Origin of the sequence: Govania unica (assembly GCF_027920805.1) — a bacterium.
Taxonomy (GTDB): domain Bacteria; phylum Pseudomonadota; class Alphaproteobacteria; order Sphingomonadales; family Govanellaceae; genus Govanella; species Govanella unica.
The window spans coordinates 16,054-31,484 of record NZ_JANWOI010000005.1 but is presented as its reverse complement, the minus strand read 5'-3'; the positions used below and the strand labels follow the sequence as shown (position 1 = coordinate 31,484).

The 15,431-nt window shown below is 58.1% G+C and carries 11 protein-coding genes and 1 pseudogene; 4 read left to right on the top strand and 8 right to left on the bottom strand.

All coding sequences use genetic code 11. The features are described from left to right. Complete coding sequence (locus NYP16_RS13660; protein ID WP_274944720.1) at nt 1–2,043, bottom strand: hydantoinase/oxoprolinase family protein; 2,043 nt, start codon at nt 2,041–2,043, stop codon at nt 1–3. 319 nt (nt 2,044–2,362) lie between these two features. Between NYP16_RS13660 and NYP16_RS13655 the strand changes: the two genes are divergently transcribed. After that, complete coding sequence (locus tag NYP16_RS13655; RefSeq protein ID WP_274944719.1) at nt 2,363–3,274, top strand: MBL fold metallo-hydrolase; 912 nt, start codon at nt 2,363–2,365, stop codon at nt 3,272–3,274. Nucleotides 3,275–3,475: 201 nt separating this feature from the next. On the opposite strand, the gene NYP16_RS14580 is transcribed toward NYP16_RS13655, so the two are convergent. The 4 genes from NYP16_RS14580 to NYP16_RS13640 all read right to left on the bottom strand — a co-directional run bounded on the left by NYP16_RS14580 (nt 3,476) and on the right by NYP16_RS13640 (nt 7,786). Then, nucleotides 3,476–3,598: a hypothetical protein gene (locus NYP16_RS14580; protein WP_429913163.1), complete on the bottom strand. Its 123-nt coding sequence runs from the start codon at nt 3,596–3,598 to the stop codon at nt 3,476–3,478. 215 nt (nt 3,599–3,813) lie between these two features. Beyond that, the gene (locus tag NYP16_RS13650; protein WP_274944718.1) at nt 3,814–5,085 is read right to left on the bottom strand and encodes a serine hydrolase domain-containing protein; all 1,272 of its coding nucleotides are present in this window, start codon (nt 5,083–5,085) and stop codon (nt 3,814–3,816) included. Between the two features lie 76 nt (nt 5,086–5,161). Then, complete coding sequence (locus NYP16_RS13645; RefSeq protein ID WP_274944717.1) at nt 5,162–7,543, bottom strand: TonB-dependent receptor; 2,382 nt, start codon at nt 7,541–7,543, stop codon at nt 5,162–5,164. Between the two features lie 99 nt (nt 7,544–7,642). Further along, on the bottom strand, nt 7,643–7,786 hold the full coding sequence (locus NYP16_RS13640; protein ID WP_274944716.1) for a hypothetical protein: 144 nt from the start codon (nt 7,784–7,786) through the stop codon (nt 7,643–7,645). Nucleotides 7,787–7,954: 168 nt separating this feature from the next. On the opposite strand from NYP16_RS13640, the gene NYP16_RS13635 reads away from it, so the two are divergent. Both NYP16_RS13635 and NYP16_RS13630 read left to right on the top strand, forming a co-directional pair. Then, nucleotides 7,955–8,143, top strand: coding sequence for a hypothetical protein (locus NYP16_RS13635; protein ID WP_274944715.1), 189 nt, complete (start codon nt 7,955–7,957; stop codon nt 8,141–8,143). Nucleotides 8,144–8,468: 325 nt separating this feature from the next. Continuing rightward, nucleotides 8,469–9,950, top strand: coding sequence for an amidohydrolase (locus NYP16_RS13630; protein ID WP_274944714.1), 1,482 nt, complete (start codon nt 8,469–8,471; stop codon nt 9,948–9,950). 264 nt (nt 9,951–10,214) lie between these two features. Here the strand turns inward: NYP16_RS13630 and NYP16_RS13625 are convergent, their stop codons facing one another. Continuing rightward, nucleotides 10,215–11,861 (bottom strand): FMN-binding glutamate synthase family protein, encoded by a 1,647-nt coding sequence (locus tag NYP16_RS13625; protein WP_429913161.1) that lies wholly within the window; start codon nt 11,859–11,861, stop codon nt 10,215–10,217. Nucleotides 11,862–12,237: 376 nt separating this feature from the next. On the opposite strand from NYP16_RS13625, the pseudogene NYP16_RS14575 reads away from it, so the two are divergent. Beyond that, nucleotides 12,238–12,438, top strand: a pseudogene (locus NYP16_RS14575) (recombinase family protein); the annotation flags it as partial. Nucleotides 12,439–12,893: 455 nt separating this feature from the next. Here NYP16_RS14575 and NYP16_RS13615 read toward each other — a convergent pair. Continuing rightward, the gene (locus NYP16_RS13615) at nt 12,894–14,312 is read right to left on the bottom strand and encodes a M20/M25/M40 family metallo-hydrolase (RefSeq protein WP_274944711.1); all 1,419 of its coding nucleotides are present in this window, start codon (nt 14,310–14,312) and stop codon (nt 12,894–12,896) included. 22 nt (nt 14,313–14,334) lie between these two features. Beyond that, a complete protein-coding gene (locus NYP16_RS13610; RefSeq protein ID WP_274944710.1) occupies nt 14,335–15,417 on the bottom strand; it encodes a YncE family protein in 1,083 nt (360 codons plus the stop codon). Between the last annotated feature and the right edge of the window lie 14 nt (nt 15,418–15,431).

The window sequence follows — 15,431 nt, the reverse complement described above, 5'->3', positions numbered from 1 at the left end:
CTACGGACGCGCTACGGTCACGATCAGATTGCCGGTCTGATCGACGGTCATGGTCTGATGCGGATGCACGATGGTTGTCGAACTCATTTCCTCGACAATAACGGGACCTTGCAGCACCGTCCCGACGGCCAGATGATTGCGGCGATAAATTTTGCTCTCGACCCAGCCCGCGTCTTTGCCGAAATAAACTGAACGGCTGCCCTTCAGGCTGTCGCCTTCGGTCTGCGGCAGATAGATCTGTTCGCATTTTCGGATCTGGCCCACGGCCTTGATCCGGCAATTGACGATTTCCGTATCGCGGCCGGCAACGTCATACCCATATTCCTGGAAATGCTTGGCATAAAAGGTCTCGATAAAATGTGCGAGGCCTTTGCGGTCGATGACATCCAAGGGCACGGAAACTTCATAATTCTGGCCATCATAGCGGGCATCAATGGCCAGCCTCAGGTCGCGGTCCTGCTCCCGGACGCCTTCGCGATCAAGCCAGGCAGCGGCTTGGGCCTGCATCTCCTCCAGCGTGTTGCAGGTCCGCTCCCAGGCTTCCTCGGTGGCGATAGATAGCTCGCTGCGCACGAAATCCATGGTGATGTCCGACAGCAAAATCCCGCGCGCACAAAGGGTGCCGGGTTCGAGCGGAATGATGATGGTATCAATGCCGCTCTCACTGGCCAGATCGGTGGCGTGCAACGGCCCTGCCCCGCCATAGGCGATCAGCGCAAAGTCGCGCACATCATAGCCTTTTTCCGTCGATACCGATTGAATGGCCCGGTTCATATTGGCGCTGGCAATGCGCAGGATACCATGGGCCGCTTCTTCCAGAGAAATACCCAGGGGATCGGCGATCTGCTGCTGGATCGCCGCCCGTGCGGCCCCGGCATCCACCGGCAAACGCCCATCAAGCAAAGCCGTTTGATCAAGCCGCCCGAGGACGATGTTGGCGTCGGTGATAGTCGGCTTCTGACCGCCCTTTGCATAGGCCACAGGGCCCGGATCAGCGCCCGCACTGCGTGGCCCGACCTTGAGCCCGCCGGCATCATCAATTTCCGCAATGCTGCCGCCGCCTGCACCGATCACATGGATATCAATCATCGGCGTTTTCACCGGATAATCGGCCACCAGACGATCCGACGCAAACAGCGGCCGGCCGCCGACAATAACCGAGACATCCGTGGAGGTGCCGCCCACATCAAAGGTCACGAGATTTTCAAACCCGGCCACAGCACCGATTTCTGCAGCACCAATGACCCCGGCGGCGGGCCCTGACAAACAGGTGCGCACCGGCACTTCCCGCACCGTCGACACCGACATCAGACCGCCGTTGGAATGGACCGTATCAACTTCAGCAGTGATCCCGAGATCGCGCACACGGCCCAGAAGCCGTTCAAGATAAGCCCCCATGCGCGGCCCCATATAGGCATTAAGGACCGAGGTTGACATGCGTTCGAATTCGCGAAATTCCGGCAGAACATCCGAGGACAGACTGATATAGGCGTCGGGCAGAAACCTCCGCAGAATCTCCCCCGCCCGGTGTTCATGATCAGCATTGCGATAGCTGTGGAGGAAACAAATCACCACCGCTGTCACACCGGCTGCGGCCAGACGCCGCGCCGCGGTTTCAACCTCAGCTTCATTCAACGGCAAGAGGATCGAGCCATCGGCCAGCACCCGCTCGCTGACTTCAAGCCGCAGCTCACGCGGGACCAGGGGAACCGGACGGCGAATGGTGTAATTGTATAGATGCGGCCGGGTCTGACGACCGATTTCCAGCACATCGCGAAAGCCCTTGGTGGTGATAAGCCCGGTGACAGCCCCTTTTCTTTCGATCACCAGATTGGTCGCCACGGTCGTGCCATGACCGAGATGCGAGATGTCCTTGGGATCAATCGATAAATCTTCAATCAAGCGGCTGAGCCCCGTTTCAATCGCTTCTGACGGATCCCAGGGAGTCGACGGAACTTTGAAATATTCAACCCCGCCGGTGGTCTCGTCCAGCAGCGTGAAATCTGTAAACGTCCCGCCCACGTCAAAGCCAATTCGGTACATGCAGCCAACTCCATTCCTGACCGGCCATAAGCTTTGGCCGGACCCATGCATTTGTTCTGCATTATTTTTCGGCGCTAAAGCAGGCTGATGTCCAACTTGAAATCCTGATCCGCTGTCATAGAATTTTCTGATTGAGCTGGAGAGAAAACCCTCAGCCCCTTCTAACTATGGGACTTCCATGAGCGCGGCCTTTGGTTTTATCCCTATGAACCCACTGCCCGAGGGCCAGCCAAAAAAATTTTTCTTTTCAAAAACAGAAATCTATACCTAAATATAGCGATCATGACATCGTTGAGAGGCTTAGACATTGGATCGACCAATGCACTCCACGGCCCCTGTTTCCCCTGAAATTTTAAGCAGTCTCAGCACCAATCCTGAGACCGTGAGCTTCTATGACCCGACCACCGCCACCGTCAGCCATTTGATTATGGACCCGCAAAGCTCCCATGCCGCGATCCTTGATTCGGTGCTCGATTATGATCCAACATCAGCGCGCACGGGGACGCAATCCGCCGATGTCCTCATCCGCGAGGTGGAGCGTCGGGGCCTGACCATCGACTGGCTGCTGGAAACCCACATCCATGCCGATCATCTGTCTGCCGCCCCCTATCTTCAATCCAGACTGGGTGGCCGGATCGGCATCGGGCGCGAGATCCTTCGGATGCAGCAAACATTGGGGCCGCTGTTTCACCCGGACCATGGCTTCGCCCGGGACGGCGCGGCCTTTGATCATTTATTCGAAAATGGCGAGCGCTTTCTGATCGGTAGCATGCCAGTGGTGGCGCTTCATGTCCCGGGCCATACGCCTGCCGATCTGGCCTATCTGGCCGGGCAATGTGCCTATGTGGGGGATACTTTGCTGATGCCTGATTGTGGGACCGCCCGGGCCGATTTCCCCGGCGGCGATGCCCGGCAGCTCTATCGTTCGATCCGTAAAATTCTGTCTCTGCCAGCTGAGACGCGGCTTTATCTTTGTCATGATTACACAGCGCCCGGGAGGCCGGAGGTGCAATGGCAAACAACCGTGGCCGAACAGCGAGCCCATAACATCCATATGCACGACGGCATGAGTGAAGACGCCTTTGTCGCACTGCGCTCAGCCCGGGACCGGACCTTGGGCCTACCCTGCCTGATCCTGCCGTCGGTTCAGGTGAATATGAACGGCGGACGCCTGCCCGAGGCCGAGGCCAATGGGGTGCGGTATCTTAAAATCCCCCTGAACAGCATCTGAGCCCCTGGGAGCGCCGCCCATGACCTGGGCGACCCGGAACATGCTGGATTCATCCCTCCCCCATCTGATGCTATCCTAGGCCAGCATTTCACCCCGTGCGCTCCATCAGCCACTTGAAGAGCACGGCGGTGACGTTGGCCCCGCCAGTGCCCTCACATCTCGTCGTTATCGAGCCCGCGTTGCCCGTGGTGGGGCCTGTGGCTAGCTGTGGGGAGGGGGACGATGTCCGGTGATTGCGGCGGGCGGCTCCAGCGCGCCCTCCATCTTCGCGACCAGCACGCTCGCCACGGCATTGCCGACGACGTTGGTCGCCGAGCGGCCCATGTCGAGGAAATGATCGACTGCGAGGATCAGGAGTCCGTATCTGCGCTGCCATTGCGATTCAGCCGGGCCGCACGAACAGTAAGGCCAGCCGAAAGCCACATGCTGCCGGCTGACCGAGAGATAGCGGCGAACACCCCGCCGCCTTGAACATGATCCGCCAAAATGGAGATCAGGCCAAGGAGCGGGGCGACGCCTCTACATTAGCGGAGCAAACCCTAGTGGCGCAGTTTCTGTATCAAGGTAGAAACCAGCGCGCAGGAATCGTTCACGCGATCCAATTCCATGGGTTTTTCCCATGCGCTCTGGATGACGACAACCATGTCTTCCTTCGGCATGATAAAGACTTGCTGGCCGAACACGCCCATCGCCGCGAACGCACCATTGCCGCCGATCGGATTGCTGCCGCCCCCGCACGGCATCGTCCACCATTGATAGCCATAGCCCATGGGCTCGTAGCCTTGGAGCACGCCTGGAGCCAACCGATCGCCGGCTGCCACCCGCGTTGCATTCGCAAACCAGTCATCGGGCACGATCTTCTTGCCCTTCACCTTGCCTTCGGCGAGTGCGATCAGGCCGAACCGGGCCATGTCACGCAACGTGACACGAAGACCGCCTGCCGCCAGTTCTTGTCCACCGGCATCGAGCGCCCATGTTGCGTCAAATTCCATCCCGGCCGGTGCCCATATCTTTTCGCTCAGATAGGCCGCCAGAGACTTGCCCGTCGTCCGCCGGACGATCAACCCGAGGAGATAGGTGTCCGAGCCGCTATAGCTGAATTTCGTTCCAGGAGGGGCCGCGCGACGCAGCGTCGCGAGGAATTTGACCACCGCTTTCGGATCGGAATCGGTATAGGCTTTCTGCAACTTGGCATAGTCGGACTCGGGATTGACATAATCATCATGCAGATCAATGCCCGAGCTCATCTGCAACAAGTCGCGGACCGTCACACCATCATAGGCACTGCCTGCGAGTTCCGGGATATAGCGCGTCACCAGGTCAGTGACCGAATGGATCGCGCCATCGCGGATCGCGGCGCCGACCAGTGTTGAGGTGACCGATTTCGAGTCAGATTGGACCGACCATTGCGTCTCGGCGCGATTGCCAAGACGGTAGCGTTCGAGCACGACACGGCCGCCCTTGATCGCGATCATGCCGACGGCCGTGTTGCGCGCCATGAAGCCTTCGATATCGGAGGTCACGCCTTTATAGTCATAGGAAACATCGACCGGCGTCCCTGCCGGCAGCGCCCACAAGGCAGAGCCGTGACGGACCTGACGTGACGAGCTGATGGCCCGCCGCTGATCTCCGTTGCGGTAGTCGTAGGCGCGCTTGGCATCGGGCGTGAACACGACTTCCCCGCGCGGCGGAGTCGCCGGAGCTGCCGAAGTAGCCGGAGCCGGAACAGGTTCCGGCGTCTGGGCGGCAGCACTGCCCGCCACAACCATGGCCGCTAAACTGATACCCCAAAGCGATCGAGCGATCGTCATCATCTCAAATCTCCAATAATCTGCTCAAATCTTCAAAAAAAATGCGCGCCGCCTGGGTAGGCGGCGCGCACACTTCTTAGAAGCGGTAGCTCACTGTTGCGCCCAAGGTCCGCGGACGCAAAGTGTTGTAACGGATCATCGGAGCGCCGGTGGTCAACAGCGCCTGTCGCGTAATGTCGGAAGAATTGAGCAGATTGTTCGCGAACAGCGATACATCAAACTCATCACGGCGCAGACCGAGGCGCATGTTGAGGTTGGTGACCTGCGGAATTTCCGCTACCCGTGCGTCGTAGTTTGCTGAACCGGGTCCGCCGCCGGGATGGTAAGAGCTGTAATAGTTGTAATCAGCCCGTACATAACCCGTCATGTCATCACCGATATCATGTTCATAGCTGCCGTTAAGCGTGAACGACCACGGCACGGTATTGAGCAGATCACCCTTGCTGACGATGATCGCGCGCTTCCCGGTCGAACCGATGACGCCACCATAAGCGGTTTCGCTATACTTGGTGTCGGCGTAGGCAACGGTCGCCGAAAGAGTAAGCCCACGCACCGGATTGACATCCAGCTGCAGGTCGAAGCCTTTGCTGGTTGCTGCACCGAGGTTCGCCGTGAAGACGAAACCGCAGCCCAGTCCGACGCGCTGCTGGATGTCTTTCCAGTCGATATAATAAGCGCTCGTCGCGATCCGCACCTTGCGGTCGAGCAGCGATTTCTTTGCGCCTACCTCATAGCTCCACACGCTGTCAGCTTTGAACTGTCCAGGCGATTCAGTAAAGCCGATCGCCGCCAGTTCTGCGCCGCAGGTTACCGCCGAGATTGCAGCGTTGGCGCCGCCGGGACGAACGCCTTTGGATACGGTGGCGTAGTACAGACTCTCGTCATCCGGCTTGATCGAGATGCCAAATTTCGGCGTGATCGGTGTTTCGGACTGAGCGCCGTTTGCCCCTGTCGGGAGTGGCGCGTTGATCGGGCCATCCTGTTTGTTGACGAAATCAAATCGCATACGCGCGACGCGGAGGCCCGCGGTCAGCGTCAGCCAATCGACCACCTTGTAATCCAGCTGGCCAAACGCGGCGATCTGTTCGTCAAGCGAATCGTCGGACGCAGTATAAACCGTGTTGCCCGGCAGGACGTCCCGGCCGAACACTTGTAGCATCGTCCCTCCGGTCAGCGCCTTGACCGCCTGAGCGAAATTTTCAGCGGTATTGCGCTGCGTTACAGTTTGCTTGGCATGCTGGTAGAAGGCACCAACCACCCAATTCAGCCGCGCGTCGGGAGCCGTGGATTGCAGACGTACTTCTTGCGTGAAGCTGCGCTGCTTCTGGCCGAACTCCGCAACACTGAAGAAATCAGGCATAGACGGCACGAACAGACGGCGGATGCCCGGTGTGAACGTCGCGGTGGTGAACGCCGTATAATCCGTGGACAGGAATTGGTCGCGGGTGAAATAGGAAGTCGCCGAGGTCAACGCTACCGAGCCCAGGTCCGCCTCAATCTTGAGCGAGGGCAGCACGAAGCGATCCGAGCCGTAGTCGCCGACCTGGGTGCCGGTCACGAAGCGTCCCTCGTTGGGGTCGGACAGGATGTTCCAGAAGTCATTCGAGCCGTCGATTTTGATCTTCTGGTAGAAGACCGACGGTGTAATAAGGAGTGAGTCAGTCGCCTGGAGCGCCAGCGCGCCGCGCAAGCTGAGCGAGCCACGGGTATTTATATTATCTTCACTGTCATTCCGGCCAGAAATAGGCCTGCGATCAACCCAACCGCCGTCGTGACGATAATAGGCGCTCACACGGAAACCAAGCTTGTCTTCCAAGATCGGCCCGCCGACAGCTCCAGCCGCTTCGTAGCTTGCAGAACCGCCTTTGGTGAGGCCAACTTCGGCGCGCGCGCCGCCACTGAAGTGAGTAAGGCTCGGTGAAGGCAGAATAAAGCGCACCGTGCCGCCTTGCGATCCGGAACCGAAGAGCGTGCCTTGCGGCCCGCGCAGAACTTCGACGCGCTCAAGATCAAAAAGCACCGGGAAGGCTGTCGCCGTCGCGTTGCCTGCACCCATCGCGCGCGCCTGAATCGGCGTCTCGTCGATATAGATACCGGTGGTCGATGCACCGACCAGGGAGGTCACACCGCGGATCGCGATATAATTGGAGCCCTGATTGCCCTGACGAAACTGCAGACTGGGCGTCGATCGTGCAAGATCGCCCATGTCGCGGATGCCGCGCTGGTCGATACTCTCCTGCGACACCGCCGCGATACTGATTGGAACAGTGCTGAGCGATTCCGAGCGGCGTGTCGCGGTGACTACGATATCTTCGATGAGCCCCGTGCTAAACTCCCGCTGCGATTCAGCCTTTTCGGCCTTTTCGACCTGCGTCTGAGCCTGCGCGTAAGCCGCCATCCCTGCCCATGAAGCAAAGACCACTACTGACGCCAAAGTTCGCGCTTGAAAACGCACCATAAACTACTCCTCCCAAGGACAATACCACCCGTACGTTGATTCGACACGCGGTGGGCGATAATGAGTTACCCATACAGTCAAATAATGCAAGTTTTTTGTTTAAGCGGACAAATTTGATTTTTTGGAGGCCCCGACCAAAGCCCGCGCCGTCTTCAAATGGCGCTTTTCGATCTCGCTCACGCCAAATGCCGCAATGGCGATCGGCACCATTTGCAGACTTTCGGCACGGCGTTGCGAGGTCACAATGATTTCTTAATCATGACAAATCTTATGGGCAAGATATCATCTGAGGCCCGGGTGAATAGTCATACTGAAGTATGACAGCGCGGCGGCCTGTTCTGATATATTATGCTCCCATGGCTCATCCGGACCAGTCCTTGCCCCGCTTAAACTGACTTTCCTGACCTAGGCATGTCCGTCACCACCGAGTCTGGCGCGCTTCAGGATTTTTATCTAGTGCAGATCCAGATGAGCGGCGCCATTGACATGCAGATTTGTTCTTATTTTTTCGGGGGACGTCGCCAATTTTCAATTGCAATTAACAATCCGACCGGTCAGTCTCCTAAAAAAATAATGGCAAAGTTGTGCAACGCCCTGTGATGGACGGACCATTATGACGCACATTCAAAGTTATCGCGGATAGTGCGGAATATGATTCGACCCATCATAGAAAACCGTACTGCTTGGCGGTTATGGAGGGGATTAAAGGGATGTTTAAAATCGAATGATTCCTAAGATTGAAAACGCATCTCGCGCCGCACCCGCCACGCTCCAACTCAACCGCACACTGTGGTTACTGGTTTCATCCTGACGTTCCAAGTAATCCCCATCAGCGAGGACGTCATCGTCGATTGCAACGGCAAGCAGGGCCGCCTTATCGGCTCAATAAGCTCGCCATTTAAATTTCATTGGGAGGAGTATGTATATGTCATTCAAAGTTTCGCGCCGCATCGCTGCACTGTTGCTCGCTGCGACCATAGTTCCATCAATCGCAGCCGCCGCACCACTTGATGCGCAGCAGACGGCCCAGATCCTGAAGTTGGCTAAGGCGCAGACACCCGCGATGAACAAGGCTGCGCTGCAGGTCTGGAACTTCGCCGAAGTCGGATATCAGGAACAACGCAGCTCAGCCGTACTTCAGGCGCAGCTCAAGGCGGCCGGCTTCACTGTCACCCCAGGCGTAGCCGGAATGCCGACGGCCTTCGTCGCGAGCTACCGCAACGGCGACGGGCCTGTGATCGGCATCCTCGCCGAGTTCGATGCGCTGCCTGGCCTGGCACAGAAGGCAGAGCCGGTTCAAGCGCCGATCGCTGGCCAGCTTGCAGGCCATGGCTGCGGCCACAACCTGTTCGGGGCTGCATCCGTATCCGCAGCGATCACTGTGCGCAACTGGATGGCTGCGCAAGGCGTGAAGGGTGAAATCCGCGTCTTCGGCGCGCCCGCGGAAGAAGGTGGATCAGGCAAAGTTTATCTGGTGCGCGACGGCCTGTTCAAAGACGTCGATGTGGCGCTGCACTGGCACCCAGGCAACAGTAACAACGCCTCCCAGGGACCGTCGCTCGCCAATATCTCGGGCAAGTTCCGCTTCCATGGTGCGTCTGCCCATGCTGCCGGAGCACCCGATCGCGGTCGCTCGGCACTGGACGGCGCGCAAATTATGACCACGGCCGTCGAATTCCTGCGCGAACATGTGCCCGATGGCACGCGCATCCATTATGTCATCACCAACGGAGGCAAAGCGCCCAACGTCGTACCCGACTTCGCCGAAGTCTATCTCTATGTCCGAAACGGCGACCCTCAGATCGTCAAGGATGTTTGGGCGCGCGTCATAAAGGCAGCCGAGGGTGCCGCGCTCGCTACCGGAACGACGACCGATAATGAGATCACCGGCGGCGTTTATTCACTGCTGCCCAACGAAACATTGATGAAGGCGATGGACGAGAGCCTGCGTGCTGTCCCGATCACGCCCTGGTCCGACACGGAGCGTGCGTTCGCGACCAAAATGGTGGAAAGTTTCGACCGCAAGCCGGCGACAATGGACCCCACCGCGATCGAAACGGCCACGTTCAAGCGGACGGGTGGCATTGGTGGATCGACCGACGTGTCTGACATCAGTTGGACAGTGCCTACAGTCGGCCTTTCAACGATGACCTTCGTCCCCGGAACTCCCGGCCATAGCTGGCAGGCGACGGCTGCAGCCGGCTCGCCGATCGGCTTGAAGGGTGCAGAAACCGCTGCGGAAACTCTTGCGCTGACCGCGGGGCGGTTATTGCTCGACCGCGAGATCGTGGCCGCTGCGAAAGAGGAATTCATGAAGGCGCGTGGCGAGGACTTTGTTTACAAAGCAATGGTCGGCGACAGGCAGCCCCCGCTCGACTATCGCAAGGACAGCAAAGGTTCGGAATAATCGTTGTCGCGAATGCACTCATTCGCGCCATACATACCCTGCAACAGCTCGCCGGCGCACCCCTTGCGCCGGCGATGCCTTTTTCGCTTTCATCCGAGCGCGACGATCGCTGACGTTGCGATTGCTACTCGAACACCGGCGGGATTGAATGCCCGTCATGGAGAGACGTAACGAGGGGCGGCCTACGCGCCGCAGCGGCGACCGGTTCAGGAAAAGCTCCGAGAATGCGGCCGCCCGATTTTTTCAGGGGCGTGCCCCTAAAACTTATGGGGCTTCCCGCTTAAGCTGTCCTGTTGCGTGGTCCTGGCTGACCGGAGCAAAACTCCCTGTTTGCGCAAGATTCCAATTGCTCTGATAGAAGGAACTTTCCGCGCGGTTCTCGACCAGGTCATTTGGGGTGGCAAAGTAATGCATGCGATCGAATTGGCGAATTTCGGCGGAATCAATGCGATGCACGAGATGCCGCGGATGGAGATCGTCCGGATGACTTAAACCGGCAGCCCCGAGCATCTCGGCAAGAGCCGCCACAGTTCGGTCATGGAACCGACGAACGCGCTCTGCCTTGTCCGGCACGACAAGTGCCCTGCTCCGTCCCGTGTCCTGGGTTGCGATCCCGGTCGGGCAGCGGTTGGTATGACAACTCATGGACTGGATGCAGCCCAACGCAAACATGAAGCCACGGGCGGAATTGACCCAGTCCGCGCCCATCGCAAGCACGGCGGCGATATCGAAGGCGCTGATGAGCTTGCCCGCAGCACCCAGGCGCACCCTGTGCCGAAGACCGGCGCCGACGAGGGTATTATGGATGAACAGCAGACCTTCGCGCATCGGCACCCCGACATGGTCACTGAATTCTGCCGGCGCCGCTCCCGTGCCGCCCTCCGCACCGTCAACCACGATAAAATCTGGCACGATACCGGTTTCGATCATAGCTTTGACGATCGCCATGAACTCCCACGGCAACCCAACGCAGAGCTTGAACCCAACTGGCTTGCCGCCTGAAAGGGCACGGAGCTGATCGAGAAACGCCAGCATTTCGAGCGGCGTCTCAAAAGCTGAATGGCGTGCCGGCGAGATGCAATCAACGCCTATCGGCACGTTGCGCGTTCGGGCAATCTCCGCGGTGACTTTCCGGCCGGGCAGAACGCCGCCATGCCCTGGTTTCGCCCCTTGGCTCAGCTTGAGTTCGATCATTTTCACCTGGGGCAAAATCGCCTGCTTGGCAAAGCGTACAGGATTGAACCGACCATCTTCATCCCGGCAACCGAAATAGCCGCTGGCGATCTGCCAGACGATGTCGCCGCCAGCTTCAAGATGATAGGCGCTGATGCTGCCCTCGCCCGTGTCATGGTAGAAGCCACCCATGGCGGCACCCTTGTTCAAGGCCCGAATGGCATTGGCCGAAAGCGCTCCGAAACTCATCGCGGAAATGTTAAGGATGCTCGCGGAATAAGGCTGAGCGCACTGGTCATTGCCGATCACAATGCGAAAGCTGGCAGGATCAGGCGTCACAATCGGCGCAAGCGATTGTTGGATAAACTCATAGTCCTTGCCATAGACGTCGATCAGCGTGCCAAACGGATGATCAGCAGGTTCTTTTTTTGCCCGACGATAGACCAACGAACGCTGAGCCCGCGAGAATGGCGTCGCTTCAGTATCGCTTTCGAGAAGATACTGGCGTATTTCCGGCCGGATCATCTCGACCAGCCATCGCACATGCCCGATCACTGGATAGTTCCGCAATATAGCGTGGCGTGTTTGCAGGAGGTCCCAGACTCCCAGACTGCAGAGCGCCACCAGAATAGTGAGCACAATGCCGCCCCAATAGCCACCTGGCCCAAGCGCAAGCGTGCTGATCAGCGCGCCAAGAAGCAATATGAAGACGGTATATCGTCCGGTTCTTATTGTCATTATCCAACCTCCGACAAATTACTACCCGGCCTATGCAACAGCTCGATTTTCTCAAATGAGCCACGCCAGTCGAGATAAACAGCGAAACAGCATTCTGCAGAGCCACGCTTCGCAAGCGCCGTAATTGTTGCTCGCCCGCAAAAAGGTTGCGTTCGACGTCAAGTACCTTGAGATAAGGTGCACTGCCATTGTCGTAGCGAAAACACGCGGTCTCCGCAAGGCACTGTGCCGTCACCGCATCCTGTTGCGCGTCGCTCTGTTCGCGATAGCGCCGGCCTGCCCCCAGGGCGGCGGATATTTTGCGAAATGCTTCCTGGATGTCTGATAGTTGGCAACTGCCTGATCCCGCTGGACCTTTGCTGCGCCCAGTTCGACTTTGCGGCGGCTCCCATCGAAGATTGGCAAGTTAAGCAGGCTGCGCTCTGCCATCTATACCCGCAAATCCACCGAGGATGGGCTCGAACAGGACTTCAACAGCCTCCATGCCCAGCGGGCGGCCTGTGAGGCCTATATTATGAGCCAGAAGTCGGAGGGCTGGGTCTTGTTGCCGGATGCCTATGACGATGGCGCGTTCTCGCCGTCTCTCGCCAACCCACAGCCGCTCACCCGCGCAGACCTGCGGGCTTTCTGGCCACCATCGGAAATATAGGAAAATGCGGGAAGGAAATGGTGGCGACTGAAGTCTGCCTGGAACCAGTCTGGCGTCATAACAGGGGCTTAAAAGACAGATATTAGGGATCTCGGCACAAGAGAACAGGATTGGTCATTTTAGAAATAAGCAACTTTTAACCAGGTGCATGCCTGCATTCGGCTAACTGCACCGCTGACAGGCTAATATGGCGAATATCCTGTGGCCGAGGCTGCCCGCCCCCTTCAATTGACGAGTTATTCGCCCCAATGCATGACACGAGGCATATTCCATAATAAAATTTATTTCACTTCCAGATTGCTCGCTAGGATCCACACAAAATATGTTGCTATCTTAGGCCCACGAAAGATCAAATACCGTCCAATTTATTCAGGCAAGGCGCTTCATTCATCTCGCACCACGCCGACATAGGCCTTGACCAGTTCGTAGAGGAAGTTGCGTCCGTCCATCAAAGATCGGACCCGCATCCGTTCATTCAGACCATGCGCATTGCTGCCTTCTGGTCCCACGAAAAAGCCGGTGATGCCGTAGGTCGGGATACCAGCCGGAGTGACGAATGCGGCATCAGTGCCACCGGTCGCCATCACCGGGACGAATGGCACGCTAGGAAATACCCGCGCAGCGACGATCCTCGCAGGCTCCATTACCCGTTCAGTAAGTAGCGGCTGCGGCGCGATCGCGCTCCGCGCCTTCAACGTCGTCACGGTGACCTGCGGATCCGCCACCACAGCCAGGATCGTTTCGCGCACTTGGTCAGGAGAAACGCCGGGAAGAATCCGGCAGTTAACATTGGCCGTCGCGCGCTGCGGAAGTGCGTTCGTCGCGTGCCCGCCATCCAGCAGAGTTGCGACGCAGGTGGTCCGCAACAGCGCGTTCCACGCCGGGTTGGTTTCGGCAATCATCTTGGCCGCCACGGCATCGGCCGGATCGGCTGCGAAGGCCGCCATTGCCGCGCCTGCTCCTTCTGGCTGCAGTTTAGCCATCGCTTCAAAATATCCGCGAGTCACCTCATTCACCTGGATAGGAAAGTCATAGGCTCGCAGCTTCACCAGCGCATCTGCGAGCCGATAGATTGCATTTTCTTTTGTCGGCCGGGAACTGTGTCCGCCGGCATTGGTGACTTCGATCCGATAATCTTGCGGAAATTTTTCCCCGGCCTGAATATTAAGGACGATCTGCCTGCCATTCTCGTCGAGCAGCCCGCCGACGCCTTCGTTAAGCGCGAATTCGGCATCGATCAGGTCGCGGTGATTGGTGGCGAGATCCTGAGCTCCATTGAAGCCGGACACGGTCTCCTCGCCGCAGGTTAGTGCCATCTTGAGCGTGTGCTGGTGCCTCACCCCCTCACGCTTGAACCGAGCAAGCGTGTCGACCCAGACCGCCGCCTGAGCCTTATCGTCGCTCGTGCCGCGTCCGTAAAAATAGCCATCCTCCTCGACCAATGTGAAGGGGGCTCGCTGCCAATCCTCGCGCTTGGCCTCAACCACATCTATGTGGGCGAGAAGCAAGATCGCCTTCGCATCGGGATCGCTACCCGGGAGGATCGCAACCAGGCTGCCTTCTTTGGGATGCCCCGGATCGACCAGAACATGAAGGTCGTCGTCGCGAAATCCCGCCGCTTTGAGCCGCGCCGCCATGCGCTCGGCCGCCAGCGTACAACTCCCCGACGACAGGGTCGTGTTCGTCTCGACCAACTCGCGGTAGATCGCACGAAACTCCGCTTCGCCAGTCGGCTGAGCGTTGGCGGGCGAAATCGTCAAGGCAATCAGGATTGCAACCAGTATTCCATGACGAAGGGTCATGCCATTCCTCTTCGGGTTACGCCTATTTTGCCTTTGCAAGTTCAGTGATGTTTGCGTCAGGGATTTCGAGCACTCTCATGATCGTGCCGCCGACGCCGCCGGTCGCGATCCGGGCAACTTCGGCAAGCGACTTCATCGAGATGACACTGATGTCATTATCGCCGGAATTCGACACATAGGCGTGATCGCCACTCGCTGAGAACGACACCCATTTGGAAACCCTGCCTACCGGAATGGTTTTGCGCAGCACGAGCGGATCGACCGAATAGACGTAAACCTTTCGCGTACTCTCTGACACCATGACCAGCGTTTTGCCATCGGGTGAGAGTTCCAGCCCGTGATCTACGTTGTAAGGATAATCAGGATATTCGAAATCTGCGGGAAGATCGCCGTAGCGAACAAGCTTTTTCACTTTGTTTTTGGCGACGTCGAGCACGGCAAATCCGTGCAGACCGGATAGCTGAGCGTATATGGTGGCGTCGTCCGCCGTAACCGCAAAGGGCCGCACAGCAATGCCGCCAAATTCGCCATTACTCAGGCTCAAAGACCGCACCAACTTACGCGATGCGATATCGAACGCATAGATCTGACCGGTAAAAATAGACCCTGCATAAAGCGTCTTGCCGTCGTTTGACAATACGGTGGTGTGCATACCCAGCCGCCCATACAAAGACCCGATGATCGCCCCGGTGGCGGTATCAAGGATCTCGATCCGCTGTCTGTCGAACAGCGGCACGAACAATTGCTTGCCGTCGGCCGAGACCGTCATGTGATGAGGAACGCCATCGACTTTCTGCGTCCAGGCTCTCTGACCCGTGCGACTGCTGAACGCGAGGACCTCGCCCCTCGGCTTCGCGTTCGGAGTCTCATCGGGATCGAGCTGGACATTGGCAAACAGAAGCGAACCGTCGGGCATCGCCGCGACATCATCCACTTTGCCCGTCTCGTGAATTGGCAGTGTCGCCGCAAGATGATGGTCCGTAAGCCTTATAATCGAAAGATCCCGCGAACCACGGTTGGCCACGACGAGATATTCTCCCGCCAGCGCCGGAGCGCCCGCCACGAAAACAGCACACGCCAACAGTAATTTATTCAAACCGTTCATTTCGGTCCCCTGAT

Coding starts and splice junctions, on each gene's coding strand:
- NYP16_RS13660 (WP_274944720.1), bottom strand. CDS start 2,043: ATGTACCGAATTGGCTTTGACGTGGGCGGGACGTTTACAGATTTCACG.
- NYP16_RS13655 (WP_274944719.1), top strand. CDS start 2,363: ATGCACTCCACGGCCCCTGTTTCCCCTGAAATTTTAAGCAGTCTCAGC.
- NYP16_RS14580 (WP_429913163.1), bottom strand. CDS start 3,598: ATGGGCCGCTCGGCGACCAACGTCGTCGGCAATGCCGTGGCGAGCGTG.
- NYP16_RS13650 (WP_274944718.1), bottom strand. CDS start 5,085: ATGACGATCGCTCGATCGCTTTGGGGTATCAGTTTAGCGGCCATGGTT.
- NYP16_RS13645 (WP_274944717.1), bottom strand. CDS start 7,543: ATGGTGCGTTTTCAAGCGCGAACTTTGGCGTCAGTAGTGGTCTTTGCT.
- NYP16_RS13635 (WP_274944715.1), top strand. CDS start 7,955: ATGTCCGTCACCACCGAGTCTGGCGCGCTTCAGGATTTTTATCTAGTG.
- NYP16_RS13630 (WP_274944714.1), top strand. CDS start 8,469: ATGTCATTCAAAGTTTCGCGCCGCATCGCTGCACTGTTGCTCGCTGCG.
- NYP16_RS13625 (WP_429913161.1), bottom strand. CDS start 11,861: ATGACAATAAGAACCGGACGATATACCGTCTTCATATTGCTTCTTGGC.
- NYP16_RS13615 (WP_274944711.1), bottom strand. CDS start 14,312: ATGACCCTTCGTCATGGAATACTGGTTGCAATCCTGATTGCCTTGACG.
- NYP16_RS13610 (WP_274944710.1), bottom strand. CDS start 15,417: ATGAACGGTTTGAATAAATTACTGTTGGCGTGTGCTGTTTTCGTGGCG.